The 24951-nt window shown below is 58.2% G+C and carries 24 protein-coding genes; 7 read left to right on the top strand and 17 right to left on the bottom strand.

Annotated features, from left to right (window positions below):
• Positions 1-501: 501 nt before the first annotated feature.
• The 6 genes from LOY43_RS18925 to galE form a co-directional block, all read right to left on the bottom strand.
• A complete protein-coding gene (locus tag LOY43_RS18925; protein WP_095050495.1) occupies positions 502-2580 on the bottom strand; it encodes a YjbH domain-containing protein in 2079 nt (692 codons plus the stop codon).
• A complete protein-coding gene (locus LOY43_RS18930; protein ID WP_258709939.1) occupies positions 2577-3335 on the bottom strand; it encodes a capsule biosynthesis GfcC family protein in 759 nt (252 codons plus the stop codon). The genes LOY43_RS18925 and LOY43_RS18930 overlap by 4 nt, the downstream gene beginning before the upstream one ends.
• Entirely contained in the window at positions 3335-4000 is a 666-nt protein-coding gene (locus LOY43_RS18935; RefSeq protein WP_095050493.1) for a YjbF family lipoprotein, read from the bottom strand. Before LOY43_RS18935 ends, LOY43_RS18930 begins: the two co-directional genes overlap by 1 nt.
• Positions 4001-4011: 11 nt before the next feature.
• Positions 4012-5073 (bottom strand): polysaccharide biosynthesis/export family protein, encoded by a 1062-nt coding sequence (locus LOY43_RS18940; protein WP_049802139.1) that lies wholly within the window; start codon positions 5071-5073, stop codon positions 4012-4014.
• A 144-nt stretch (positions 5074-5217) separates the two neighbouring features.
• On the bottom strand, positions 5218-5454 hold the full coding sequence (locus tag LOY43_RS18945) for a hypothetical protein (RefSeq protein ID WP_007910552.1): 237 nt from the start codon (positions 5452-5454) through the stop codon (positions 5218-5220).
• 230 nt (positions 5455-5684) lie between these two features.
• Entirely contained in the window at positions 5685-6701 is a 1017-nt protein-coding gene (gene galE, locus LOY43_RS18950) for a UDP-glucose 4-epimerase GalE (protein ID WP_258708578.1), read from the bottom strand.
• A gap of 389 nt (positions 6702-7090) precedes the next feature.
• Between galE and galU the strand changes: the two genes are divergently transcribed.
• Positions 7091-7924 (top strand): UTP--glucose-1-phosphate uridylyltransferase GalU, encoded by an 834-nt coding sequence (gene galU / locus LOY43_RS18955; RefSeq protein WP_093433753.1) that lies wholly within the window; start codon positions 7091-7093, stop codon positions 7922-7924.
• Positions 7925-7953: 29 nt separating this feature from the next.
• Positions 7954-8358: a mannose-1-phosphate guanylyltransferase gene (locus LOY43_RS18960; protein WP_095050491.1), complete on the top strand. Its 405-nt coding sequence runs from the start codon at positions 7954-7956 to the stop codon at positions 8356-8358.
• A gap of 120 nt (positions 8359-8478) precedes the next feature.
• On the opposite strand, the gene LOY43_RS18965 is transcribed toward LOY43_RS18960, so the two are convergent.
• The 8 genes from LOY43_RS18965 to LOY43_RS19000 form a co-directional block, all read right to left on the bottom strand.
• On the bottom strand, positions 8479-9609 hold the full coding sequence (locus LOY43_RS18965) for a GDSL-type esterase/lipase family protein (RefSeq protein WP_258708579.1): 1131 nt from the start codon (positions 9607-9609) through the stop codon (positions 8479-8481).
• 186 nt (positions 9610-9795) lie between these two features.
• Entirely contained in the window at positions 9796-10842 is a 1047-nt protein-coding gene (locus LOY43_RS18970; RefSeq protein ID WP_258708580.1) for an acyltransferase family protein, read from the bottom strand.
• 12 nt (positions 10843-10854) lie between these two features.
• Entirely contained in the window at positions 10855-11958 is a 1104-nt protein-coding gene (locus tag LOY43_RS18975) for a hypothetical protein (protein ID WP_095050487.1), read from the bottom strand.
• Positions 11949-13181, bottom strand: coding sequence for a phosphoribosylaminoimidazole carboxylase (locus tag LOY43_RS18980; protein WP_258708581.1), 1233 nt, complete (start codon positions 13179-13181; stop codon positions 11949-11951). The genes LOY43_RS18975 and LOY43_RS18980 overlap by 10 nt, the downstream gene beginning before the upstream one ends.
• Positions 13178-14290 carry a polysaccharide pyruvyl transferase family protein gene (locus tag LOY43_RS18985; protein ID WP_095124334.1) on the bottom strand — a complete coding sequence of 371 codons (1113 nt, stop codon included), beginning with the start codon at positions 14288-14290 and terminating at the stop codon, positions 13178-13180. Before LOY43_RS18985 ends, LOY43_RS18980 begins: the two co-directional genes overlap by 4 nt.
• Before the next feature lie 15 nt (positions 14291-14305).
• Positions 14306-15388, bottom strand: a complete 1083-nt coding sequence (locus tag LOY43_RS18990) for a glycosyltransferase (protein WP_095050484.1) — start codon at positions 15386-15388, stop codon at positions 14306-14308.
• A 40-nt stretch (positions 15389-15428) separates the two neighbouring features.
• Complete coding sequence (locus LOY43_RS18995) at positions 15429-17657, bottom strand: polysaccharide biosynthesis tyrosine autokinase (protein WP_095124332.1); 2229 nt, start codon at positions 17655-17657, stop codon at positions 15429-15431.
• A gap of 39 nt (positions 17658-17696) precedes the next feature.
• On the bottom strand, positions 17697-18137 hold the full coding sequence (locus LOY43_RS19000) for a low molecular weight protein-tyrosine-phosphatase (protein ID WP_038362273.1): 441 nt from the start codon (positions 18135-18137) through the stop codon (positions 17697-17699).
• Between the two features lie 293 nt (positions 18138-18430).
• On the opposite strand from LOY43_RS19000, the gene LOY43_RS19005 reads away from it, so the two are divergent.
• Both LOY43_RS19005 and tal read left to right on the top strand, forming a co-directional pair.
• Positions 18431-19387, top strand: coding sequence for a glycoside hydrolase family 5 protein (locus LOY43_RS19005; protein WP_258708582.1), 957 nt, complete (start codon positions 18431-18433; stop codon positions 19385-19387).
• A gap of 202 nt (positions 19388-19589) precedes the next feature.
• The gene (gene tal / locus LOY43_RS19010) at positions 19590-20516 is read left to right on the top strand and encodes a transaldolase (protein ID WP_016986723.1); all 927 of its coding nucleotides are present in this window, start codon (positions 19590-19592) and stop codon (positions 20514-20516) included.
• Positions 20517-20705: 189 nt separating this feature from the next.
• Here tal and rssC read toward each other — a convergent pair whose 3' ends face one another.
• Both rssC and rssB read right to left on the bottom strand, forming a co-directional pair.
• On the bottom strand, positions 20706-21188 hold the full coding sequence (gene rssC, locus LOY43_RS19015; RefSeq protein WP_003226553.1) for an anti-sigma factor antagonist RssC: 483 nt from the start codon (positions 21186-21188) through the stop codon (positions 20706-20708).
• The gene (gene rssB / locus LOY43_RS19020) at positions 21188-22369 is read right to left on the bottom strand and encodes a two-component system response regulator RssB (protein ID WP_095050481.1); all 1182 of its coding nucleotides are present in this window, start codon (positions 22367-22369) and stop codon (positions 21188-21190) included. Before rssB ends, rssC begins: the two co-directional genes overlap by 1 nt.
• 275 nt (positions 22370-22644) lie before the next feature.
• Here rssB and LOY43_RS19025 point away from each other — a divergent pair, with 275 nt between their 5' ends.
• Positions 22645-22944, top strand: a complete 300-nt coding sequence (locus tag LOY43_RS19025) for a PilZ domain-containing protein (protein WP_258708583.1) — start codon at positions 22645-22647, stop codon at positions 22942-22944.
• A 52-nt stretch (positions 22945-22996) separates the two neighbouring features.
• On the opposite strand, the gene LOY43_RS19030 is transcribed toward LOY43_RS19025, so the two are convergent.
• Positions 22997-23686 (bottom strand): VacJ family lipoprotein, encoded by a 690-nt coding sequence (locus LOY43_RS19030; protein WP_038362262.1) that lies wholly within the window; start codon positions 23684-23686, stop codon positions 22997-22999.
• A gap of 198 nt (positions 23687-23884) precedes the next feature.
• On the opposite strand from LOY43_RS19030, the gene LOY43_RS19035 reads away from it, so the two are divergent.
• Positions 23885-24505, top strand: coding sequence for a phosphatase (locus tag LOY43_RS19035; RefSeq protein ID WP_095050479.1), 621 nt, complete (start codon positions 23885-23887; stop codon positions 24503-24505).
• A 108-nt stretch (positions 24506-24613) separates the two neighbouring features.
• On the top strand, positions 24614-24877 hold the full coding sequence (locus LOY43_RS19040) for a DUF4404 family protein (protein ID WP_258708584.1): 264 nt from the start codon (positions 24614-24616) through the stop codon (positions 24875-24877).
• The last annotated feature ends 74 nt before the right edge of the window (positions 24878-24951 follow it).

Raw genomic sequence — 24951 nt, forward strand, 5'->3', positions numbered from 1 at the left:
TGGCGGTGGGTCAGCCAATATCAATATTGAATGTGCCGACCTCATCGCTGGCAAGCCAGCTCCCACAGGGATTCGGGATTGGCTCGGGATTTGTGGCGTGACAAATAACCAATGTAGGAGTGAGCCTGCTCGCGATGACGGTGTGTCAGCCAATATCAATATTGAATGTGCCGACCTCATCGCTGGCAAGCCAGCTCCCACAGGGATTCGGGATTGGCTCGGGATTTGTGGCGTGACAAATAACCAATGTAGGAGTGAGCCTGCTCGCGATGACGGTGGGTCAGGCAACAGGGATTGTCGACTGGTTTGACGCTATCGCGAGCAGGCGAAGGCCTACAGGGGATTTGTGGTTGGCTCAAGCCTTGTGACTAGACACATAACCTGTGGGAGCTGGCTTGCCAGCGATGGCGGCGGGTCAGCCAATATCAATATTGAATGTGTCGACCTCATCGCTGGCAAGCCAGCTCCCACAGGTTTCAGAGGTGCTTCGGATATCCGCGCTTACTCCGTGATCTTCTCGAAATTCCGATAAAACATGTCCCCTTCCCGGCTATCGGTCATCGAGTGCAATTGGTAGCTGCGGCTCAGTCGCGCGCCACCGTCACGGGTCAGCGGGGCCCAGACCAGGTTGGCGCGACGCATGGTCGACATGCTCATCATTTCGTCGAACGGGATCGACAGGTAGATGCCTTTGTCGAAACTACCTTCGCCATACTCCGCACTGCCCGCCGTAGTGATCGTCGCCCACGCACCAAAACGCACGCCATTGAAGAATTCGCGCGAGATGTCCAGCGTACCGCCCCAGTCCCCGGCCAGATAACGGCCGACGCTAACCGCCGCCAACGTATCGAACGGCAAATCGGTATACGCCGTGACATGCCCGGTCACCACCGAGTAATCACGCAAAGCAAAACCCTGATCGAAATCGCGCTGACGCACCCAGTTCAGATCCGCCCCCACCGACCAGCGCTCACCGGTCGGGCGGAACAACACTTCACCGCCGACACCGGCAAACATCGACTCCAGATAACCGCCATACACCATCCCATACCAGTCTTTATCCAGTTGCTCGGCATGGCTGACCTGGAATAACGGCATGGTCGTGTTAGACGTGGTCAGGTACTGACGCAAATCCGTGCGCACACGCGGCAAGCCGCTCGGCGCGTCGTAGGTGAATTTATCGAAGTTGTTGGCCAGGTTGGCACTGAGCAAACCGCTCCACCAAGTGTTGCGGTTGAAACGGTATTCAGCGTCGGCATCGGCGCTCAATTGATAGAGCAAGCCATCCGGACCGCCAACGTTCTGCTTGAAGCCCAAACCCACGCCATAGCTGAAATGCTGCGGTGCTTCGGTGTACAGGGTCTTCTCGTTGTGTGGCATCGCCGGGTTGATCTCGGTGGTGCGGTGCAGCGACTGCAGCGGCTCTTCGTTGTTGATCACCTCGCGGAAGGTCTGGCGCGGCAAACTGGTTTCTTCCAGCGGCAAGTCGTAGCGCTTGTTGACCACAGTGAACCAGTCGATGTCGTCGTTGACGCTGTTGTCGAGAATCCGGCTCGCCCGCCCGACAGCCTTGGACGAATGGAAGTAACGCTGCTGCTCGCCATAGACGATCAGCTCGGAATCACGCTGCGTAATGCGCTCGACCTTGTAGCCGGCATTCTGCTGCAAACGCTGCGAGACGTTGGCCCAGTTGACCTGATCCATCGCCGTGGTCGGTGCCTTCGCCGGCAGCGGTTCCGGGGTCGGGTCGTAGGTCTTGGCCGGCGCTTTGCGGCTGACGAAATTGGTGTGGAAGGTCACGCCGAACATCGCCGTATTACCTCGCTCCCACGCCGCGCTGACATCGACCGAATCGGTCACCTTGAATACCGCGCCAAGGTTGATCGGCGAGTCCTGTTTGATCTCGTTGTCCTTCGGCTCATGCTTGTAGTCGTTGCCTTCGAATTCGAGTTTCAGGCTGAGACGATCCCACGGCGTCTGATAGCTCACGCCACCGAAGAACGACGGCCGGCCACGGAAGTACGAACCCGAGTTGACGTCACCGGTGCCCTCGAGGGCCGGACGGGTATCGAAGCGATCGCTGACATAGCCCAACGGGTTGTCGATGTCGCCGCGATTACCGAGGTAACCCCAGGCAATCCCGGCGCTGAAATCAAAGTTGTCGTAGCGTTTGTTGGCGACGAAAAATTCACTGGAGAACAAACCGGTACCACCGATATCTCGGAAGCCCAGGGCCACGTCGGGTAGCCAGTGACTTTCCTGCCACAGCCGGACTTTGACGTCGACCGCCTTGTCCTTATAGCTTTGACTACCGCTGAGGGCCTCCGAGCCGTACGGCCGGTTGGTGATCGCGGTGTAGCGGAACGAGCCTTCGAGCCAGTCCAGCGGCTGCAGCGAAACGCTGTAGCGGCTGTACGGTTCGGTGCGGTTGGCGTTGACGCTCAACTCGCCGGCCGGGGCCATGCGCGCGGTCGGCGTCTGCAGCAGACCGGTGCCACCGAAGTCATTCTGGGTAATGCGCGGCTCGGCATGAGCCAGACCGCAGGGTAATAACAACACAGCTGCAAAACGTAACTTCAACGAACCACCTCGGCCAGCTGCGTGGCAATGAATTCGGCCAACTGCTGATTCAGCTCAGGAAGAGGCGGATCAAGATCATCATTTTTCAACGGCACCAGAATCTTGCTGCCGGCCACGGGAAAGTGTCCGGACTCGCGATTCCAGTGGGCGATACCGACACGTTGCGACGCGCCGTTGGGCTGGATCAGCCACAGGTAATCGGCTCCGGCATCGGCCAGAATCGAACAGCCTTGCAGATACTCACGGGCCTCCTGCAACGGCTGATACGGCAAGCGGCACGGCTCGGCGACGGCACCGAGCACTTGCACTTCGTCGACGCGCTTCGGATAGATCAGACGATCGCCGTCATCGAGGCGAATGTTGCGCGCGAAGCCGACTTCCAACGCCACCGGATCGAGATCGGCGATCTGCCGCCCCGTTACCGGCATCTGCCGCACTTGTTCGGCAATGCGCTGCGCCAGTGCCGCCCGACTCGGCCGGTCGAACAGCATCGACATGCGTTGCAGCACATCCAGATCAAACAGCACACCGACCTTGAGCCGTGTCTGCTCCTCAATCAGCGACTGCCGCAGCAAGCCGCCCGCCAGCCAATAGCCTTCGGCATTCGGCACCGCTTCGCTGATCACATCGAGCAAGCGCCCACCCGGTGGCAACGCGACCGGCCCGGGATTGGCGACATCACCCGACACCGTGACGGCCGCCTGACTCACACTCGCGACCAGCATCAAGCTCGCCGACAACATTTTCAGGCGCATCACGGCAGGTGCCTGCGATCAGGGGTCAGTTGCACGACCTTGACGCGCAACTGCGACGTCAGCTGCTGCTCGCTCTGCAAGATGAAACCGTCACGCGGGTCGACCCAGTAACGATTGGTCGCGCTCAGGCCGATGGCCGGGGCGTCAATCTGCTCATCGACACGCAGCACGGTGTATTCCTTGTCGAGAATCTGCAGGGTCTGTTCGGAACGGCGGGAGAAGCGGCTGTTGACGATCACCCCGACTTCCTGACCTTTGTAGAGGTCGATCCAGCGCCGCGTGGTGAAACCGTCAGCGACGTGATGCAGGCCCTGTTTGAACGGCGAGTCATCGGCCAGCCGCGTGCCATCGAGATCGCCTTCCAGACCCAAGCCAATGCTGCGTACGGCGAGGCCATTGCGTAGCAGTAACACTTGTTTACCGGAGGCGACCCAGAACTGCAGGTCTTCGCGCTCGCGCACCAGCGCCAGCACGCCGGAGCCGGACGGCGTGGTCAGTTTCAGTTGCGGGTAATTGACCCCGGCCACTTCGGCCGCCGACACGTCGACTTCATCCGGGCCGACGACTGCCGCTTTAAGGTTGTTCAACGAAGCGCTCATCAACGGGTTACAGCCGCACAGCAACGAGGCCGCCATCAGGCACAGGCCAACTTTCAAAATGTTCAAAGTCGGCGACCTTATTTGCTGTTGTTACTGTATTCGCTCCAGTTCTTCGCAGCGGAAGCGCCAGTGCCGACAATCGATGCCGACGGCACCAATTGGCTGATCAGACGGTTCCAGCGAGTCACGTTCGCAGGCCCGACATACACCACGTCTTGCGGGCGCACTTCGAAGTGCGAAGCGAGGGCCATGGCGGTCGGCGATTCGGCTTCCAGCTGGTAGATCTTCGCCGGTTCGACATCAAGGTTTTCCACGCCACGAATGACATACACAGCGTTGCCATTGGAGGTGGTCTGAGCCAGGCCGCCAACCGAACCCAGCACGTCGGTGAGGTTCATCGTCGCGGTCTTGAAACTCAGTGCACGCGGTTGGTTGACCTCACCCATCACGTAGATGCGCTTGTTGTCGTTGTACGGCAGATACAGCTGATCGCCACCCTTGAGGTAGACGTTCTGCAACTCGGAATCCTGCTGATTGAGCGAGTCGAGATTGAGCGGATAAGTGCGGCCCTTACGCGTCAGCAACAGCCCGGACAAATCGGCGTTGTTGGTGTCGATGCCGGCCGAACCGAGGGCTTCGACCACACTCAGCGGATTGGTGGAAATCGCTTGCGGGCCGGCCTTGGCCACCGCGCCGGTGACCACGACTTTCTGGCTGGCAAAACGCAACACCGCGACATCCACCTGCGGCTCGGCAATGAATGCCGACAGCCGCTGTTCAATGTCCGAGCGCAGTTGCTGGATAGTCCGGCCAGTGGCCTGGACTTCCTTGATGAACGGGTAATAGAGCGTGCCATCGGAGCGCACCAGACGGCCGTTGGCATCGATCTGTTGTTGCGCGCCGGACGGGGCCGTCAGCTCAGGGTGATCCCACACGGTGATATACAGAACATCATTGTTGCCGATGCGGTATTCGGCCGGCGTCGCCAACAGCTCCGGCGGCAGCGACTCACGCTTCTGCGTGGCGCGGTTCATGGCAATCAGCTTCGGCGTGATCGGAATCAGCTCGACCCGGCTGCTTTCGCTGGCACCCTGGCGGGTGATGTCACTGGTGCTGAGGTATTGACCGGGGGAAAACATGCAACCTTGCAGAGCGAGACTTGCCAACATTAAAAGATAAACACTACGAGTCATAATGGCACTACGCTATTCAAGGGCGAATCCAAAAACAAAGTCACCCGACTTGCGTCGGGCGACCTTGTACTGCACTAACAGAACTTCCTGTTAGTTATGCGTGCCGGTTGTACCGGTGGTACCCGTCGTACCGGTGGTACCGCCATTGGCACTGCCACCGCTGTTAGACGCCGCTACAGCACTGGCAACCATTGCAGTACTGGCTGCGGGCGCTTGAGAAGCCGCCACGTTGCCACCTACATTGGTTACCGCTGTCAACGGTGCTTCAGCGGCGGCAGCCCAGTTGCTCAACATCGTCAACAGGGCAACTGCCATCACTTTTTTCATATCAACTCCTTTCTAACATTCGACCTGTTAAAAAACCGGCCTGAGTTAGCGGTGGTGAGTTCAAGTCCGCAAAAAGCGCGAACATGATCCGTCGTTCTTTCACAGTCTTACCCAACTGATAAAAGTCGAACGGCAGGTTTATATCTACGGATTTACAAAAGGCATTACCAGTGTAATTTCCCGACGTTATCTAACAACCTGACTGAAAATAACATTGAGCTAAATAGCCATCATCGCAAGTAGCCCTTGGGATGATTCGATTGCCAGCGCCAAGTATCAGTGACCATGTCCTGCAAGTTGCGCGTAGCTTTCCAGCCCAGCTCTTTTGCCGCCTTGGAGGCGTCGGCCCAACTCTCGGCGATATCCCCGGAGCGGCGCGGCATCATCCGGAACGGCACCGGTTGCCCGCAGGCCTGCTCGAACGCGTGGAGCACCTGCAGCACGCTGTAGCCATCGCCGGTGCCGAGGTTCCAGGTATGAATGCCGCTGCGTTCGGAGATCGACTGCAACGCCTTCAAGTGGCCGTCCGCCAGATCGACGACGTGGATGTAATCGCGCACGCCAGTGCCATCGATTGTCGGGTAATCGTTGCCGAAGATCGACAACTCTTGCAGGCTGCCGACCGCCACCTGACTGATGTACGGCACCAGATTATTCGGGATGCCGTTGGGGTCTTCGCCCATATGACCGCTATGGTGCGCGCCGATCGGGTTGAAGTAGCGCAGCAAGGCGATGCTCCAGCGTGGCTCGGCCAGGCTCAAGTCACGCAGGACATTCTCGACGATCAGCTTGGACTGGCCGTAGGGATTGGTCGGATTGCCGGTGGGAAAATCCTCGCGGATCGGCATCTGCTCGGGCTCGCCATACACCGTGGCCGACGAGCTGAACACCAGGCGGAACACCCCCGCCGCCGCCATTGCCTGACACAGATTGATGCTGCCGCTGACATTGGTTTCGTAGTACTCGAGCGGCTTGCGCACGCTCTCGCCGACCGCTTTCAGGCCGGCAAAATGCAGCACCGCTTCGATGTTGTGCTCGCGGAATATCCGGTCGAGCAGTGCCCGGTCACATACATCGCCACGGATCATCCAGGCACTCTTGCCACAAATGCCTTCAACCGCGTGCAACGCGGCTTCGCTGCTGTTGCAAAGGTTATCCAGTACGACAACTTCATAACCGGCTTCAAGCAATGCAAGTGTGGTATGCGAGCCGATATAGCCGGCGCCACCCGTTACCAGAATCTTCATAGTGCTATCCGTCTTTGGATGAGTGACAAGTAGCGTGTCAAGCCTGTTTTATTGAAGATGTGTCACACTCCACACAAACAGGCGACAACAACCGAAAACAAAACTAGTTCAATGACTGGCAATAAATATTTTTGCAGGTCACACTGTATTGCCCGCTACTTATTAGCACTCCCTGTGCGCTCATCACTATCAACAGATACCGACTAAAAATAACTAATAAAGCATTCGCCGACATCTCATAACATTGTCATGTTTTACCGGCCCAACTAATTGCCATTAACAACCTTACTCAGGTATTAAAGTAGGCCTTCAATCAACATTGAAACTTGCAGCCATTGTTTATGGCTCGCATCCGTCGCCTGTGTTCCATGACTGTCCAGGATACTTTTATGATTCGTAAATGTTTGTTCCCCGCTGCCGGCTATGGCACGCGTTTCTTGCCGGCCACCAAAGCCATGCCGAAAGAGATGCTGCCGATCGTCAACAAGCCGTTGATCGAGTACGCCGTTGAAGAAGCGCGGGACGCCGGCCTGCAACACATGGCCATCGTCACCGGTCGCGGCAAGCGTGCGCTGGAAGACCATTTCGACATCAGCTACGAACTTGAACACCAGATTCGCGGCACCGAGAAAGAGAAATTCCTCGCCGGCACCCGCGAGCTGATCGACACCTGCACCTTCTCCTACACCCGTCAGGTGGAAATGAAAGGTCTGGGCCACGCGATTCTCAGCGGTCGTCCGCTGATCGGCGATGAGCCGTTTGCCGTGGTGCTGGCCGATGACCTGTGCCTGAACCTCGAAGGTGACGGCGTGCTTACGCAGATGATTGAGCTGTACAAGAAATTCCGCTGCTCGATCGTCGCCATCCAGGAAGTCCCGGCCGACCAGACCCACAAGTACGGGGTGATCGCCGGCGAGCTGATGTCCGACGGCATCTACCGCGTCAACAACATGGTGGAAAAACCGGCCCCGCAAGACGCGCCGTCGAACCTGGCGATCATCGGCCGCTACATCCTCACGCCGGACATTTTCGATCTGATCGCCGACACCCAACCGGGCAAGGGCGGTGAAATCCAGATCACCGACGCACTGATGAAACAGGCGCAGAACGGTTGCGTGCTGGCCTACCAATTCAAAGGCCTGCGCTTTGACTGCGGTGACGCCGAGGGTTACTTGCAGGCGACCAATTTCTGCTACGAAAACGTCTATCTCAAGGGCCGCTGAGACGGCTCCCTTCACCCAACGAGGCCACCATGAACATTGCACAACATTCCGTAGAGATTGAACGCGAGGTGGGTAACCTCGGGGTGATGAGCTGGCTGTCCCGCCATCAGCCGTTGCCCAGCGCCAACGAGTCCTGGCTAGGCACGATTCTGCTGGTGGAGCGGATTGGCGTGTTTCCGGCGTCCGGTGATATCCGCCGGCCGCTGCGTGATCCCTATCCCCTGCTTGCTCATCTGAAAAAGCTGTATGGCGAGCAGGCGCTGGAAATGGATGACCGTGATGGGCTGAAGGTGATCTTCGGTGACTGGCGTTTTCGCGTGCGAATTTGCTGCAACGACCCGGCGATCATCATCAACGTTGAGACTCGGTGCGATACGCGGTTGATGCCGCAGAAGATTGCGGAGTTGCTCGAGCAAGTAGACGCCTTCGAATAACTCCCCTCACCTGATCGTTCCCACGCTCTGCGTGGGAATGCATCCAGTGACGCTCTGCGTCACCCAGCGAAGGGACGCGGAGCGTCCCGGGCGGCATTCCCACGCGGAGCGTGGGAACGATCAGTGTGGCGAAGCTTCGCAACCGCTTTGGGTGCCAGTGATCCAGCCATAAAAATAATCGGCAATCACCTTCCCGCCCGTGGCCGGCACCGGATGAATCTTGTCCGGGCCGATCATCGCCGCCGAGTAGCGTTTGACGTCAGGGCCGAACGCGCATTGCAGATTGGCGTAGCCCAGACGTTGCTCTCGCGCCCACGGCTCAAGCACCTGCGCATACGCCGACATCGGGTAAGCGCTGGAGCGCGTGGTGTCCTGACGCATGATCAGGTTGATGCTCGCCTGCGGTTGAATCTCGCGCAGCATGCCCACCAGCCCCTGAACGTTCTGCAGATACTGCGCAGGCTTCACGCCGAAGCCCTGATCGTTGCCACCGAGCATGATCAGGTAAACATCCGCGGGGATCTTCGACACGGCAGCTTTCCACTGCACCTGCCATTGCGGATCCTGGTGATAGAAGTCCGCCGAGGCCGCACCGGAGGCTGCCAGTTTCGAAACCCGCACGCCATTCTGATCGTTACTCATCCACAGACCGAACAACGTCGGCGCGCCTTTCACCACTTCAAGTTTGAAGGACCAGTCTTTCGCTGCAGACAGGCCTGCCAATGGCACTTCCTGAACCCCGGCGCCTGTCAGCGTCATCGGCTGCCAATCTTCTGAAGGTGACCAGCGGTAACGGATCTCAGCGGATTCGCCAGTGCCGAGGTAAAGCAGTTTCGCCTGCGTGACAGCGGTATCGATGCGCGGCGTCGGACTCGCATCCACTTGCAACCATGCACCGGGACGGCCTGTCACCGTGCGACTGTCCGGACTCGCCTGGCCCAGGTCTGAAACCTTCCAGTCGCCGCCAAAGTATTTGTCACTGCTGCGGGTGTATTTGAAATGCGTGCCGCCCAGCGCCGCGCCGTGGTTGAAACCGACGTAACCCGGCCCGGCAAAACCCACTTCCCCGGCCACGCGCTGCACCAGTTTGTTCAGGTAAAAATCCTGTCCGGCGCTGTAGCTGTCGCCGATCACCGAGACCGACAAAACCTTGCCGGCCTTACCTTCACGCCACTGCGCGAAACGCTCGCGGGCATCGCCTACCTGAACCACCGACGCTGCCACGGGTTGCGCGTCATCTACTGCCAACATGCAAAATTTCCTTCAGTCCGAAATGGCCCACTGAATGCCGGGATGTACACAGATCAACTGTAGGAGTGAGCCTGCTCGCGATAGCGGTGGGTCAGGTAATGAAATGCTGACTGACAGACCGCAATCGCGAGCAGGCTCACTCCTACAGGGATTGTGTTCGACAAAGATCCGCTGCTCGCGAAGCTCTTAGCTGCTGTGGGTTTGCACCACTGGAGTGATGGGCGTCAAAGGTTTCTTCTTCGCCGCCCGCTCCCCAAGGAACAGCACCGAAGTGAAATTGAACCGACTGAAAACCATCGACAACACCACCGGCCCGAGCAAGCCACAGCTCAAGCCACCGAGTACCAGCAGGCTTTCATCCTTCACTCCCAACCGTCCCAGCACAAACCGCGACGTCGCCGCAAACAACACATGAAACAGGAAAATCGCATACGAATAACCACCGAGCCACGTCAGCGCCTTCGACCGCACATCACTCGACAGCAAGGCGATGCAAGACACGCAACCCACGGTCAAACCAATCAGACTGCGACGATCGACAATCAACTCACGATCAATCGCCGCGACATACAACAGCGTCAGCGAGATCAGCACAAACACCAGCGGCCCGATCACCTTGAAGCGCTGCTTCAACACGTCGACATTTTCCTGGCCAATCATCCCCGCCACAAAAAACGGCAGCAGATAAATCGCACCGTTGATCCCGAACGCATCGAACTTGAACGGCGGCAGCAGAAACAACACTGCCGCAAACGCAAACAGCCCATACAAGCGCGTCGCCGAACGCAACATCCCGCGCCACTCCAGCAGCCCGACGAACATGAAAATGATGAACACCGCCTGCAGGAACCAGAAGTGGTTGATCGGCACCCAGAACGACAACAACGCGTCGATCACACCGACATCCTTGTTCACCCCCGGCCCCACCGCTTGCAACACCGAGAACGGCACACCGACGCAAAACAGCGGCACGATCAAGCGGCGCACCTTGCCGCTGAAGAACGCGGAAAAGTCATTGCCGCGGATTTTGTAGATCGAATAGATGTACCCGGAGATGAAGGTGAACAACGGCATGCGCACGTACACCATCGAATCGGCGAGCACCCGGAACGGCGAGCCGATATCGATCTTCAACCCGCCACCCAGCGGGCCGATGACGTGATAGAGCACCAGCAACAGGCACGCCAGGCCGCGCAGGGTTTCGATCTCCAGGGACTTTTTCTTGCTCGACATAAAGCACCTGCCTCAATTCAGAATTCTTGATTCAACCTGCACCGGTTTGTTCGCCCGCAGCATCAAGCCCAGCCCCACGAACAACACCGGCACCACCATCGAGAAGTGCCGGGCGAAGGAGCCGAAGTCCGGCTCGAACAAGCCTTGCACCAGCAGAAACGCCAGCGGAATGGCGATCAGTTCCTTGGGTTTGGTCTGGATCGGCGCGCCCTTGTAGTCGGTCGAGGTGATGACTTTGAACAACAGCAACGCGGTCATGATCATCAACGCGACGAAGATCACCTGACCCGGGCCGGACAGCAGAATCAGCTCCACCGGGAATGACAAGCGGAAGAAAATGATCATCGAGTCCAGCGCCTGCGAAACGAAGTCGCTGCCGCTGAGCCACGACACGATCAACGATTTCGAGCCCTCCTCGCCCGCCGTGCGCAACTCGTTGTTACTGGCGCGGATCGACGACACCGGAAAGCCCAGGGCGAGCTGGATCGACATCGCCACCGCCAGATAAAACAAGAACAGCATCAGGAAGAACGTCGTGCGCGACACGTACTTTTTCATCACACAGACGCCGACCCACGACAGCGAAAACAGAATCCAGTAAGGCCGGATCAGCACGCCGTAGATCACCGCCGAGAGGAAAAATCCGCCGCGATATTTTCGCGTCAGCGAGCTGAGCAAAATGCTCAACACCGCCACCGACACAATGATTTCCTTGGTCAGGTTCTCCAGGAAAAACGAACGCACAATGCCCCACAGACACAGGGTGCCAAAGATCGCCAACGGCATGCGCCGAAACACCACCACCGGAATCGCCGTGAGGAAAAAATTGCAGAACATGCCGTAGGCCCAGGCATTGGTCAGGTTGATCCCGGTGGGCCGCAGCAGGAATGCCGAACACTCGTAGGACGAGCGATCGGGCGAGAACGGGTTCCAGAAATTGCAGTTGTCGGCACGCGCGTAGGACGACCACAAGGTCATCGCATCCGGCCCAGGATCACGTGGGATCAACAGCGGCATCGCCACCGAGAGAAACAGCCCGGTGAAGAGGATCAGGAATGAGATCGACGAATCGAGTCGCTTGCCACGAAACTCGATGCACGGCAGCTTCAGGCCCATGACAACGCAGCCTTTTTCCCGGCCGTTGCGCGGGTCAGCACGGCAATCACCAGCAGTTGTACGATGATCGCGAAGACGTTGCCCCACGCCGCGCCGTAGATCGAATAGTGCTTGATCAACACATAGCTGACCGGCACCGAAATCAACAAACAAATGGCAGCGCTGGCCAGTGACACCCGGCTGTTTTTCGAAGCAATCAGACCGCCCCAGACGATGTCGCCAATCGCGCGCAAAGCGAAGGAAAAAATCAGCACGCCGAGGATCGCATTGTCCGGACGCGGCACGCTGGTGGCGACGTAATCGAGCACCACGTTGAAAAACACATAGATCGCCACTGCCACCGCCGCCGACACGACAAGCGAGCGCATGACCCACTTGTTGATGAACAGTTGCTTGACCGTGAATGCCTGCTGATCAGCCTGAAAACGCTTGGCCAACACCGGAATGCCGACCACCGCCACCACCGCATACGACAGCGCCTGCAAGGTGTTGGCCGCTGACCACGCGTACACGTATTGACCCAGTTTGGCGTACGGTTCGAGGTCGGCGATCAGAAACCGCTCGGCGTACTGACTCAACGCGATCAACCCGGTGCCGAGGTAAAACGGTAATCCCGCTTTCCACACAGTAGCAGTGGCCAGCGTCCCGGCTTCTCGGCCGTGATGAACGTTCACCACGATCAGGTAACCGGCGATGATCACCAGCACGTTGGCGGCGACCCACAGCCACAACACACTGGCGATTCCCGAGACCCAACCGAGCATCATCCCGCCAACGGCCAACACCGCCCATAGGCCGGTCTTGATGAAAAACAACAGCGCACCGGCCGTGGCTTTCTGCGCGGAAAACACGAACGAGTTGATCTCGAACGACAGGTGCTCAGTGAGCAACACCAGCGTCACGCAGAGAATCAGCGCGGCGCTCGCTTCAACTGTCTGGAACAGTGAATAAATCAGCACCGTCACCACCGACAGCACCAGCCCCACCGCTAGATACAGCAGCAGAACCTTGTCGACCACGCGGCGCGAACTGCCGCCGACGCTGATCAACCGATTGATCTCGGAACTGAAACCGACGCTGTAGAACTTCGACGCAATCAGCGACGCCGCGACCACCACACCGTAAAAACCCAGCGCTTCATACCCGAGGTAATGGGTGATCGCCAACACCAGCAAAAACTTCGCGCCCAATGCACCGCCACGAAGCAGTAGCCGAAATATCATCGAACGACACCTTTGATGATCTCGTCCATGGCCACGGTTTTTGCCTCGATCTCACGGCAGGTATCTGTCAGGCGTTTGCCGAAGTTAGACAGCGCATTCGGCGCGTAAACCGTGTCGATGATGGTGTCGACGTTGATGTCGCCGCCGTTGATCACCCAGTCTTCCACGCCCATGTCCTGATAGGCGCCGAAGCCTTTGCGTTCGTAGCTGATGTGGTACGCCGGCACGCCGGAGAGCAGCGACTCGATGGCGCCGTGCAGGCGCACGGAAATCACCAGGTCCGGCTGGTATTTGGCAATCGTTGCTTTCAACGACAACAGGTCTTCGCTGATGCCCAACTCGCGATAGAACGCGCCGTCATCGTTGCCGCGTACCGCGCTCTGTACGGCGCAGACCACTTTGCTTTTGTTCTTCAGGCGCTGCAGCAGCAACTTCAGATTGGCGACGTAAGCGACTTTCTTTTCCTTGCTCCACTCCGGCGGCTTGCGCAGCACCACGCAGACTGTGGCTGGCGACGACGCGCAGCGGGTGAATTTTGCTTGCTGAAGGATTTTGCTCGCCAGCGATTGCACGGCCAGATCCGGCGCGCGGTAGACGTTTGCGCAGGCATCGAAAATGGCCGAAGAGCGGTTGTCACGGACGAATACCGCGTCGGCGCTGGCGTAATGCTCGACGATCTTGCTGCTTTCGCCATGGAACGGGCCGATGCTTTGCGGCAGGTACACCGACGGCACTTTGCTGAGGATCGCGGTTTCCAGTTGCTTGGCGTGGCCGAGTTTCAGCTTGATATGTTCGAAAGCACTTTTCGAGCGCATGTAGCCGCCGCCGACACCGACGATCAGGTCGGTTTTCTTCAACAGATCCGCCAGCCCGGCGTAGGACTGGTTGAGGAACACCGCTTGCTTGACCCGGCCCAAACCCTTGGCCGCCATCACCGGCGCGTCGAAACGCGGGTGCGGCAAATAGCTGAAAGAATCCGGATCGGAAGCCACGACACTGATCGCGGTGTCTTCGCCAAAGTTGCGCTGCACCAGGGCAATGGCCAGATCGACGAGCAAGCCGTCACCGGAGTTGGACGCACTGTAGCCATGCAAAATCGTTACGTTCATATGCTTGAGTTCTACTTAAAAAGTGGGAGCGCGATACAGGTCGTAGGTCTGGCGAATCATCAACGCGGCGCTGAAACGCTCGCGGACAATGCTCCGTCCTTCGTTGCCGAGGTCGAGCAAGCGTGGCTTCTGGATAATCGTCAGCACGTCGGCCAATGCCTGGTGATCACCGGACGGGAAGACATAACCGGAGACTTCATTGGTGACCAGTTCCGGTAGCGAGGTGCAGTTGCTGGCGATTACCGGCAAACCCATGGCCATGCCCTCCAGCGGCACCATGGCGAAACCTTCCCAGCGACTCGGCACAATCAGCGCATCGGCTTTCTGATACAGCGCCTGCACTTCGCTCGGCGTGACCCATGGCAGGTATTCAACAGAGTCCATCGGCGGGCACTCCACCGCGTCCTCGTTCACCGCACTGCCGACCACGGTCAGCTTCAAGTCTTTGCGCTGCACGTTGGCGAAGGCCTTGAGCAACACGTCGAAGCCTTTCTGATAATCGAGGCGACCGACGAAGAGCAGATGAATCGGCTCGGGACTCGCCGCTTTCGGCGCGTCATCCTTGTGGTGAATGCCGTTGTAGATCAGCTTCATGCGCTTGCGCTCGATGCCGAAACGCGCGGCTTTGTCGAGTTCGTACTGGCTGACGCAAATGATCACATCGGTGACTTTCTGCAGCACCCGCTCGATCCACGCATAGACTTTCTGCTTGGTCGGCGAGCTTTCCATCAAGAACGAAAACGCGTGCGGGCAGTAGACGATTTTCGGCTTGCGCCACGGTCGCAGCAGCACACACACGCACCGGCCGATCACCCCGGAAAAGGTGCTGTGCAAATGCACCACGTCGGGTTTTTCCTTGAGCATCACCTGGGTCAAACGCCAGGCAAAACGCAGCAACGACGGCACGTTGCGCCCGGTGCGGGGAAAGGTGCGGATCTGCTGCGCGCCGATACCGTGCAACTCTTTGGCCTGATCATCCGGGACCAGATACACCAGCTCGTAGTTCGCCGCATCGCCTTCAGGCGAAGCCGAAATCGTCCGGATCACCGTCGCGACGCCACCTTTGATCGTCTCTGCCACGTGCAGTATTTTCTTCACAAATCACCCACTTCAAACAGGAAAAAACAGTCGCTGACAGTCAGGATTTGTCGGACGCGTATTCGTAGTTGTAATAGCCGTAACCGCCATTGCCGTAGTAGCTGGCCGCACGCTTCTCGACGCCGTTGAACACCGCGCCTTTCAACTCGATGCCGTTCTGCGCGAAGCGGCGAATGGTCAGTTCGATCTCTTTGGCCGGGTTCACCCCGAAGCGCGTGACGATCAGGCTGATCCCGGCTTCACGGCCGACGATGGCCGCATCGGTCACCGCCAGCAGCGGCGGCGTATCGATGATCACCAGGTCGTAGCGCTCGCTCAGTTCCGCCAACAGCTCGCGGAAGTTGGCGTGCATCAACAGCTCAGAAGGATTCGGCGGCACCTGGCCACGGCTGATGAAGTGCAGGTTGTCGATTTCGACCTTGTTGATTGCCTGATCGATGCTGCAGCGCTTGACCAGCAGATCGGACAAGCCGTTGGTGATCGGCGTGTTGAGGGTTTTGTGCAGGTGACCTTTGCGCATGTCGGCATCGATCAGCACCACGCGCTGACCGCTCAACGCCATGACCGCTGCGAGGTTGGACGAGACGAAGGTCTTGCCGACCTGTGGGCTCGGCCCGGAAATCATGATGCGGTTGTTGGTCGAATCGAGCCCGGCGAAATGCAGGCAGGTGCGCAGGCTGCGGATCGATTCAATCGACAGATCCGTGGGATTACGCAGGGCCAGCAGGTACGCCGGTTTGTCGACACCGTCGCGGGCGCGGCCTTTTTTGTTGTCTTCTTCATCCTGCAAGGCGCTGTACGGAATCGACGCGTACACCGGCAAACCGAGTTGCTCGATGGCTTCCGGGCCTTCCAGACCACGGCTCAGGGATTTGCGCAGCAGCACCAGCGCCACGCCGACAAAAGCGCCGAGGAAGGTGGCGATCAGCACGATCAGGGCTTTTTTCGGTTTGACCGGACTGGTCAGGTCGACATCCGCTGCGTCGACCAGACGCACGTTACCCACGGCACCGGCGCGGACGATGTCCAGCTCCTGGGATTTGTTCAGCAACTGCGTGTAGATCTGCGACGCCACTTCGACATCGCGGGTCAGGTTGAGCAGCTCTTGTTGCGTGGCAGGCAGATCACCAACCTTGCCTTCCAGCGACTTCTGTTGCTGGGTCAGTTCGCCGATCTGGCTCATCAACGCGCGATAGGCCGGGTGCTGTTTGGTGAACTTGCGATCCATCTCCGCCTGCTGCATTTTCAGCTCGGAGATCCGCGTTTCCAGCGCTACCGACTGACCGAGCACCGACTGGGTTTCCAGCGAGATGTTCACGGTCTTGCCGTGGGTCTGATAGGCGTTCAGCGCATCGCTGGCCTTGGCCAGATCACGCTTGACCTGCGGCAACTGGCTTTGCAGGAAAGCCAGACTCTGCGCTGCTTCCGCCGAGGTGCGGCGCACGTTCTGATCGACGTACAGCGCGGCGATCTTGTTGAGGATCTTCACCGCTTCGGCGGCGTCGCTGCTGGCCAGCGCCAGTTTGATAATCCCCGATTCCTTGCCCTGTTCGGAGATATCCAGTGCGTCCTGATAGCCCTGAATGGTCACGATTCGCGGATTGCGCACCACTTCGAAACGCGTACCGGGATTCGCCAACAACTGGGTGATTTGCCCTTCTACGCCATCCTGCGCGAAGGCTTCACCGGCGACGCCTTCCACCAGCAGGTTGTCGTTGTCATCGAGTAACTGGAAGTGCTTCTGTTCCCCGGCGATCAGGGTGAGTTTCTTGCCCAACAGTTCTTTCGGCAGATTGAGCCGGGCGAACTCCAGACGCTCACCACCCCAGGCGTAACTGTTCAGACCGAAACGCGGCGCCGCGACACTGGTTTCAGTCTCGCCGCGATAACGCCGGGCGAGAAAGCCGCCAATCATCGGGAAGGTGTTGGGGGTGACATCGATGTCCAGCCGCAGGTCGTCGACGGTTTTGCCGATCACCGCGCGGGATTTGATGATGCCGATTTCGGTCACCGACGGCGATTGCCCACCGAGCATGCTGTTGAGGTCGGAAAACCCGAGCATGTCGTTCTTCTTCGGCTCGACCTGCACCAGCGCATTGGCCAGGTACACGGGCGTGGCCAAAACCGCGTACGCGACACCGGTGACCATGAAGGCGCCGGTGAGCGCGCCGATCAACCATTTCTGGTCGATCAAACTGCCGAATATGCCGAGAAGATCAATACTGTCTTGATCATTGTCGCGGGTGCCGATGACGGACGGTAACTGCATAAGTCTGTTCTTACCATTCATTGATCTGAAGAATATTCATCAACGCGCGAGACGTTGTGCCCATGAGCTAACAGCATCTTCAATCAATGCATGGGCATGAATAAAAGCGGCCTTGCCTTGACGATACGGATCTTGTATTTCACGCTCGCTCTGCCACTTGCCGAGCAGAAATACTTTACCCCTCGCATGAGAGGCAATCTTCAGTACTTGATTAACATGCTGTTTTTCCATGACCAGAATCAGGTCTGATTCATTGACGATGTCTGCGGTCAGTTGCCGTGCCATGAAGCCTTCGGCGTTATGGCCATGGTCTTCGAGCACTTGCCGCGCGGACGCTTCTACACCCTCGCCCACCCGCGCCGACAGGCCTGCGGAGGAAACGGTGATCGCTGAGGGGGCCAGCGCGTTACGCAACATCAGCTCTGCCGTCGGACTACGGCATATATTGCCCACGCAAACGACAAGGATCTTTCTGAACAAGGTTTTACTTTCCTGTGTAATGTCAAACGGCCAACATCCGAGAGCAATTGAATGAACCCTCAAGATCTTCCTGCACTCAGAAATAGATTCGCCCTGTTAGTACCGAAGCATTAAGTACCACAGCGTTTAAAAGCTCCCCAACCACTATTAACGGACTAAAAATAACTGTGATTTTCAGATGATTGTTTCCCGACAAAAACTAACATTCGCGCACTAAGTGCCATCACCTCACTCGAAAATTGAGAAACGAGATCATTTATTCGCAGTTGTCACTTCTCTTCGGGAGAGCAGACATGAAACCAACACATCTCAAAAGACTCGGCGCGTTGGCGTTGATGGTGGCAGGGGCTACGACTCAGGTTCACGCCAGCGCCCTATTTCCCAACCTTCCAGCCAAGAACATCGGCGTGCAGGTGAAGATCCAGAACTTCACGGCCACCGACGCCGCGCAGATCAAATCGGCAGGCTTCGGTTTTGTCCGCTTCGGTGTGTGGAGCGACAGCCTGACAGCCAAGGCTTATCAGAAACAGGTCAGCGATGCCTTTGCCGCAGCCCAGTCTGCGGGCTTGCCGGTGTTGCTGACGGTCCGCGCGATCAAGGCGTTGCCCGCCACCTCGAGCGCCGAGGTGACCACTGCCGGTGAAGGCTTCGCCAAAGCCGTGACGGGGCTGCAACAGTCGTACAGCGCGCAACTGGTGGCGATCGAGTTATGGAATGAGCCGGACCTGGAAACCTACTGGCCGACGCGCAATTTCGACACCACGTTTGTGCCGTTCATGAGCGGCGTGTGCAAGGCTCTGCAGGAGCAACCGCTATCGACACCCGTGATCGGTTACGGCTTCGCCCGCCCGCCTAGCGCAGGCTCGGCTGCAACCGTGGCGCTGAACCGCATCGTCAGCGAATACCCCAAATGCCTGAGCGCCGTGTCCTACCACCCCTACGGCATGACCGCCACGCAGATCAGCAACGCGCAAAACTTCATTCAGCAAAACTTCCATCTGCCGGGAGTCATCAGTGAATGGGGGATCTCGGCACTCGCCTCCAATGGTGGGCCTGAAGGACAAGCAAGCAAGATCAACACGTTTATTGGCGATGTTAAAAAACTCAATATTCCGCTGACGTCCATTTATGAATGGAAGAACAGCGATTCGGGCAGCAACGATCGCGAGAAGAACTTTGGCCTGCTGACCTCTGACGGTCAGCCGAAACCGGCACGTATGTCCGTCGAAGCCCTGTTGAACGCCCAGTAGCGCATGCACAACCGGCCTGTACGCAGGTCGGTTGCTTTGAACCTGTTGGCTGTTTTGGCATCGTATTCATCGATACCGCGCCCCGCCTTTCAAACAATCGTTTTCAGGTTGTTGCTGCAGGGGCCATCGATACACGCACCTACCCTTGAGTGGCCGTCAGCGCTCGGGTAATGTCATCAGACCCATAGGACAGAGCACGCCCATGACTTCCAAGCTGGAACAACTCAAACAATTCACCACCGTTGTTGCCGACACCGGCGACTTCGAAGCGATCGCCCGAGTCAAACCGGTCGACGCCACCACCAACCCTTCCCTGCTGCTCAAAGCGGCGGCCATTCCGGCCTACGCCGAGCTGCTGAACGCCTGCGTCAGCGACTGCAAGGGCGATGTCGGCCTGGCCAGCGACCGTTTCGGCGTCGCGGTGGGTCAGGAAATTCTCAAAGTGATCCCGGGCCGTATTTCCACCGAAGTGGATGCGCGCCTGTCGTTTGATAAAGATGCGGTACTGAAGCGCGCACATCGCCTGATCGAACTGTACGACAAGGCCGGCATTGGCCGTGATCGCGTATTGATCAAGATCGCCTCGACCTGGGAAGGCATCCGCGCCGCCGAAGTGCTGGAGAAGGAAGGCATCCAGACCAACCTGACCCTGCTGTTCTCCTTCGCCCAGGCCGCCGCTTGCGCCGACGCGGGTGTGTTCCTGATTTCGCCATTCGTGGGCCGCATCTACGACTGGTACAAGAAGGCCAACGGCAACGACTACACCGGTGCTGATGATCCGGGCGTACAGTCGGTGACCCGCATCTACAACTACTACAAGGCCAATGACTACAAGACCGTGGTCATGGGCGCGAGCTTCCGCAACCTCAATCAGATCGAGCAACTGGCCGGCTGCGACCGCCTGACCATCAGCCCGGACCTGATCGACAAGCTGGCGGCCGATACCGGCAAGCTGGAGCGCAAACTGGCCCCGGGCAACGCCGGTGAAGCCCGTCTGAGCCTCAACGAAGCGCAATTCCGCTGGTTGTCCAACGAGGACGCAATGGCCACCGAGAAACTGGCTGAGGGCATCCGTCAGTTTGCTCGCGACCAGGAGAAGCTTGAGGCGCTGTTGCAGGCCAAGCTGTGATTTGAGTTAGCGAAATGCAAAAAGGGCGAACCTGTGAGGGTTCGCCCTTTTTTGTTGCTGCCGGAAATTGTAGGTGTTCTTACGGGCGCTTTCGCGAGCAGGCTCGCTCCCACAGGGGGATTTGTGATCGACGCTACGTCAGTGTGGGAGCGAGCCTGCTCGCGAAGAGACCCCTCCGGTCGGCATCACTTAATGCCGCTCGAGGGCATTCACCAGGTCATGAAACGCTTCCCGGTTGGAATCGTTCAGGCCCATGAGGATCTTGTGCGCTTCGAGCACCTTGATCCGCACCACTTCTTCCGACTGGTCCTGATCAGGCAGGTCGTCCAGACACTCGGGACATGGCACCGGGTGGTTGACGATGTTGAACACCTGCTCGAAACCCATCGATTGCAGCAGACGGGTGATGTCTTCGTGGGTGGTGACGACGGTCGGCAGCAGGCCGACCTTCTGCCGCGACAGGATCGACAGTTTGGCCAGCAGGCCCAACGTTGTGCTGTCGATGCTGCGGGTTTCGGTCAAATCGATCACGATCGCGTTGAAATTCAGCGCGGTGAAGATTTTCTCAATAGTCGCATCCAACGCCGAACACAGGGTCAGGCGAACTTCACCGACGAACTTCAGGACAAAGGTGCCGTCCTGCTCGGCGAACTGGATTCTACCGGTACTCATTAAAGATTCCTGCTCAACACCAACAGGGCGATATCATCCGGCATCTCCCCTAGCGTGGCCAATCCAAACACTTGCCGCAGACCATCCAGGCTGCCGCCCGCCGACTTCACCCGTTGAGGCAAAGCGGCTTCTTTTTCTTTGAGCGTAGGTTCTGGCAAAAGATCCAGAATGCCATCGGACATCAGCGTCAGGCTGAACGTCGGCGGCAGCTCAAGCACGTGATCTTCGTAAGTGGCTTCATTGAAAAGCCCCACTGGCAGACCACGTCCTTCGAGATAACGAACACTGTCAGGCGTGTACAACACAGGCAACGGCAGATGGCCGCCGATGCTATAGGTCAACAAACCGGTCTCCTCGTCGATGACTCCACCGACCATTGTGACGTGTTTACCCAGCTTACAACTGATCAGCCCCCGGTTGATATGACCAAGGACTTCCGAAGGCTTGAATTCCGGCAAGGTGCCGTTGCGCTTGGATTCGAACAGCAAGCGCGTGGTCATGAACTTCAGCAGCACGGTGACGAAGGCTGAAGAAGCGCCATGCCCGGATACATCGGCCAGGTAAAAGGCGACCCGGCGCTCGTCGACCCGGAAGTAGTCGACAAAATCACCCGACAGGTACAACGACGGGATGATCTGGTGCGCGAACTTGAACTCGTCGATGCTCCACGGGCTTTCCGGCAGCATGTTCATCTGCACCTGGCGACCGGCGTTCTGATCTTCCTGGAGCAGGTTCAGGCTGGCTTCAAGCTCGCGGTTGGCCTTTTCCAGCTTCTCGCGGTAGCGCTGGTTTTCCACCAGCAGGCGCGCACGATCGAGGGCCCGGCGCACAGAGTGCTCGAGCACAGCCAGATCTTCGAGAGGCTTGATCAGGTAATCCGCCGCGCCCAAGCGCAGGGCCTCGACCGCGTCGTTCATCACGCCGGCACCCGACACCACGATCACCGGCGTTTGCGGCGATCGCTCGGTGACCTGACGGATCAGTTCGAGACCGCCCATCTGCGGCATGCGCAGATCGCAGATGACCAGGTCGGGCGTGTCTTGCTCGAATACCTGAAGACCCTGTTGGCCGTTGCTGGCCTGCAGGACGCTGAAACCACTGTCTTCCAAATAGGCCGCGAGGCTCGCGCGCACTACTTCGTCATCATCGATTATCAGCAGCGTGGCACTGGTTTTTGGCATGTGGGCAAACGGCGCCAGAATTAGGTTGGCGTAGTTCGCGGGGCATCTGGCCCTGCGCAGACTACTGGATTCGCTTTCTAGCCTCTCTGCTGCACCGCTTTCGAGCATTGACTGCAAACGCGGTTGCACCAGAGGTGCCCTTCTAAGGCGCAGACGGTACTCCCATCCGCAGAGCGTTTCAAGCATGCGCCGATGGTCGCTTGACGACTTTACTTGTCAAATCACCGAGAGTTATAAGAACAGCTCAAACCGTAACCCAATGGAAGGACCAACCTATGAGTCAAACCAGTCGGGACTACAGCGAAAAGCGCGATTTCATCCGCATGCGGGTCGATGCCGATGTCGTGTTGATTCATGAAGGGGATGAGGTTTCAGGGGTGTGCATCGACCTCTCCAGCAGTGGCATGCAGATCGAAGCACCGCGCCAGTTCACGGTCGGTGACCGTTTGAGCGTGCGGATCGACTCTGAACACGCAGCGTTAAGTGGGCTTGAAGCCGAGACCGAAGTGGTGTGGATCAGGCCACAGGACGGCGGCGGCCAGAAGCTCGGCCTGACCATTCTGAAAATGAAATAGCTACACACAAAAAAGGCGACCCTGAGGTCGCCTTTCTTTTTACCGGTCGAGATTAAAAATCGTCTTCGACCTGGCCATCCTTCACTTTGAACTCGCGGTTCTGCAAGTAAGCGTTGCGGATGAAGGTGTACTTGTCGCCGCTGATCAGCTTCTCGCTCGACAGCAGGCTGGCGCGGGTGTCGACGATGTTCAGGCCGAAGATCGAGTTACGCGTAGGCACGTGGTCGATGTAGCGGTACATACCGGTGTAGCTGTCGACGTACTTGGAAGGCGCATCACGCAACGTGCTCGGCCCCATCAGCGGCAGCATCACGTATGGACCGCTACCTACGCCCCAGTAACCGAGGGTCTGGCCGAAGTCTTCGTCGCTGCGGTTCAGGCCCATTTTGGTGCCGACATCGAAGAAGCCGAGCAGACCGAACGTGGTGTTGAAGATCAAGCGCGCCGTGTCGACGCCAGCGGCAGCCGGTTTGGCCTGCAGGATGTTGTTGGCAAGGTTGGTGACGTCACCGACGTTGCGGAACATGTTGTGGATGCCGTCTTCAAGGAACTGCGGCGTGACAAACTCATAGCCCTGGGCCAATGGCTTCAGCGCGTAAGTGTCAACGAAGTCGTTGAACTGGAAAATCGGGCGGTTGACGCTTTCCCAAGGGTCTTCTTCCGTTGCCGCCTGAGTGGCGAACGGCGCCAGCAACAGGCCGGCACATACACTTAGCTGAGCGAGCGGATAGCTCCAGCGCATAGAAAAACTCCTTGGATTTGTACTGTCGCGGACATCGGAGTCCGGGCATTAAGGTCGCTAGTATAAGCGTAAACGCCGGTTTGGACAGTCGGCCAATTGTGCAAAGTTGTAGGACGCTTCCCACGTCGCGCTTCACATAGCCGTCACGCAACTGTCACCTGGAATGACTAGCCTTATCGCTATTTCAGGGACGTTGCCATGTCACATGCCGAAACCTTGCCCCTCGCCGCGCCGGGCCTGACAGCCGTACTGTTCGGACTCAGCGGCTGTCTGGTGGATTTCGGTGCTCGTGCCCGGCAACAGACGATCGCCCTGCCCGAGCATGCCGAGGCAACACCGGGCGCGCTCGACAGCCTGCACAATTTGCAGCGCCAGCAGATTCCCTGCGCCTGGCTGGATGAACTGCCCCCTGCGCTCGCCCAATCGTTGTCGGCCTTACTCCCGGCGTCAATCAAACCTGCGCAACATTCGGCAACAATCAATCCGTGGCCTGCGCCGAACGCCTGCTGGCAAGCCTTGATGGACTTGAACGTCGCCAGTCTGGACGGCTGCGTATTGGTCAGCGGTGAGCCGCGCCTGTTGCAGGCCGGCCTGAACGCCGGGCTATGGACCATCGGCCTCGCCTCCTGCGGCTCGCTGTGTGGCCTGGCACCCCACGAATGGCAAGCCTTGAGCCAGAAAGAACGCGAACACTTGCGCGGCAAGGCGACCGTGCAGTTATTCGGGCTGGGCGTGCATTCGGTGATCGATCATTTGGGCGAACTCGACACTTGTTTGGCAGACATCAGCCTGCGCCGCCTCAAAGGCGAAAAGCCCTGATCGGGATCATGCAGGTTTGCCGGGAGTGGATTAATCTAAAGGTCAGCCATAGACCTTTGGCGCGCGGCTGCGGTCAATGCCAGTGCCTATTGATAAAAGGAAAACACCATGCCCGCCCAAGAACTGCAAAAACAGCTCGAGACCCTGCGCGAGCAGCTGGAGCAGAATCCGCCGCTGACGGAAGTTGAGCGTGAAGACTTACATGAGTTGATGGCGCAGATTGAATCGGAAATCCAACTGGAAGCGGCTACTCAAGACGCCAGCATCGTCGATGGTGTGAATCTGGCAGTGGAGCGTTTCGAAGTCGAACACCCGACCATTGCCGGCACCCTGCGCAATATAGTCAATGCGCTGGGTAGCATGGGGATCTGATTCCCCCGTAACGCAAAAAGCCCTGCCATCACTGGCAGGGCTTTTTCATTTCCGGACTTGAAATACAGTCCCTA

This window comes from Pseudomonas sp. B21-041 (genome assembly GCF_024748675.1).
In the GTDB taxonomy this organism is placed as follows: Bacteria; Pseudomonadota; Gammaproteobacteria; order Pseudomonadales; family Pseudomonadaceae; genus Aquipseudomonas; species Aquipseudomonas neuropathica.

Bases quoted from the DNA above. Each gene is read 5' to 3' on its own strand.
- LOY43_RS18930 (WP_258709939.1), bottom strand. From the start codon at position 3,335: ATGCGCCTGAAAATGTTGTCGGCGAGCTTGATGCTGGTCGCGAGTGTG.
- LOY43_RS18940 (WP_049802139.1), bottom strand. From the start codon at position 5,073: ATGTTTTCCCCCGGTCAATACCTCAGCACCAGTGACATCACCCGCCAG.
- LOY43_RS18945 (WP_007910552.1), bottom strand. From the start codon at position 5,454: ATGAAAAAAGTGATGGCAGTTGCCCTGTTGACGATGTTGAGCAACTGG.
- galE (WP_258708578.1), bottom strand. From the start codon at position 6,701: ATGAAGATTCTGGTAACGGGTGGCGCCGGCTATATCGGCTCGCATACC.
- galU (WP_093433753.1), top strand. From the start codon at position 7,091: ATGATTCGTAAATGTTTGTTCCCCGCTGCCGGCTATGGCACGCGTTTC.
- LOY43_RS18960 (WP_095050491.1), top strand. From the start codon at position 7,954: ATGAACATTGCACAACATTCCGTAGAGATTGAACGCGAGGTGGGTAAC.
- LOY43_RS18965 (WP_258708579.1), bottom strand. From the start codon at position 9,609: ATGTTGGCAGTAGATGACGCGCAACCCGTGGCAGCGTCGGTGGTTCAG.
- LOY43_RS18970 (WP_258708580.1), bottom strand. From the start codon at position 10,842: ATGTCGAGCAAGAAAAAGTCCCTGGAGATCGAAACCCTGCGCGGCCTG.
- LOY43_RS18975 (WP_095050487.1), bottom strand. From the start codon at position 11,958: ATGGGCCTGAAGCTGCCGTGCATCGAGTTTCGTGGCAAGCGACTCGAT.
- LOY43_RS18980 (WP_258708581.1), bottom strand. From the start codon at position 13,181: ATGATATTTCGGCTACTGCTTCGTGGCGGTGCATTGGGCGCGAAGTTT.
- LOY43_RS18985 (WP_095124334.1), bottom strand. From the start codon at position 14,290: ATGAACGTAACGATTTTGCATGGCTACAGTGCGTCCAACTCCGGTGAC.
- LOY43_RS18995 (WP_095124332.1), bottom strand. From the start codon at position 17,657: ATGCAGTTACCGTCCGTCATCGGCACCCGCGACAATGATCAAGACAGT.
- LOY43_RS19005 (WP_258708582.1), top strand. From the start codon at position 18,431: ATGAAACCAACACATCTCAAAAGACTCGGCGCGTTGGCGTTGATGGTG.
- tal (WP_016986723.1), top strand. From the start codon at position 19,590: ATGACTTCCAAGCTGGAACAACTCAAACAATTCACCACCGTTGTTGCC.
- rssC (WP_003226553.1), bottom strand. From the start codon at position 21,188: ATGAGTACCGGTAGAATCCAGTTCGCCGAGCAGGACGGCACCTTTGTC.
- rssB (WP_095050481.1), bottom strand. From the start codon at position 22,369: ATGCCAAAAACCAGTGCCACGCTGCTGATAATCGATGATGACGAAGTA.
- LOY43_RS19025 (WP_258708583.1), top strand. From the start codon at position 22,645: ATGAGTCAAACCAGTCGGGACTACAGCGAAAAGCGCGATTTCATCCGC.
- LOY43_RS19030 (WP_038362262.1), bottom strand. From the start codon at position 23,686: ATGCGCTGGAGCTATCCGCTCGCTCAGCTAAGTGTATGTGCCGGCCTG.
- LOY43_RS19035 (WP_095050479.1), top strand. From the start codon at position 23,885: ATGTCACATGCCGAAACCTTGCCCCTCGCCGCGCCGGGCCTGACAGCC.
- LOY43_RS19040 (WP_258708584.1), top strand. From the start codon at position 24,614: ATGCCCGCCCAAGAACTGCAAAAACAGCTCGAGACCCTGCGCGAGCAG.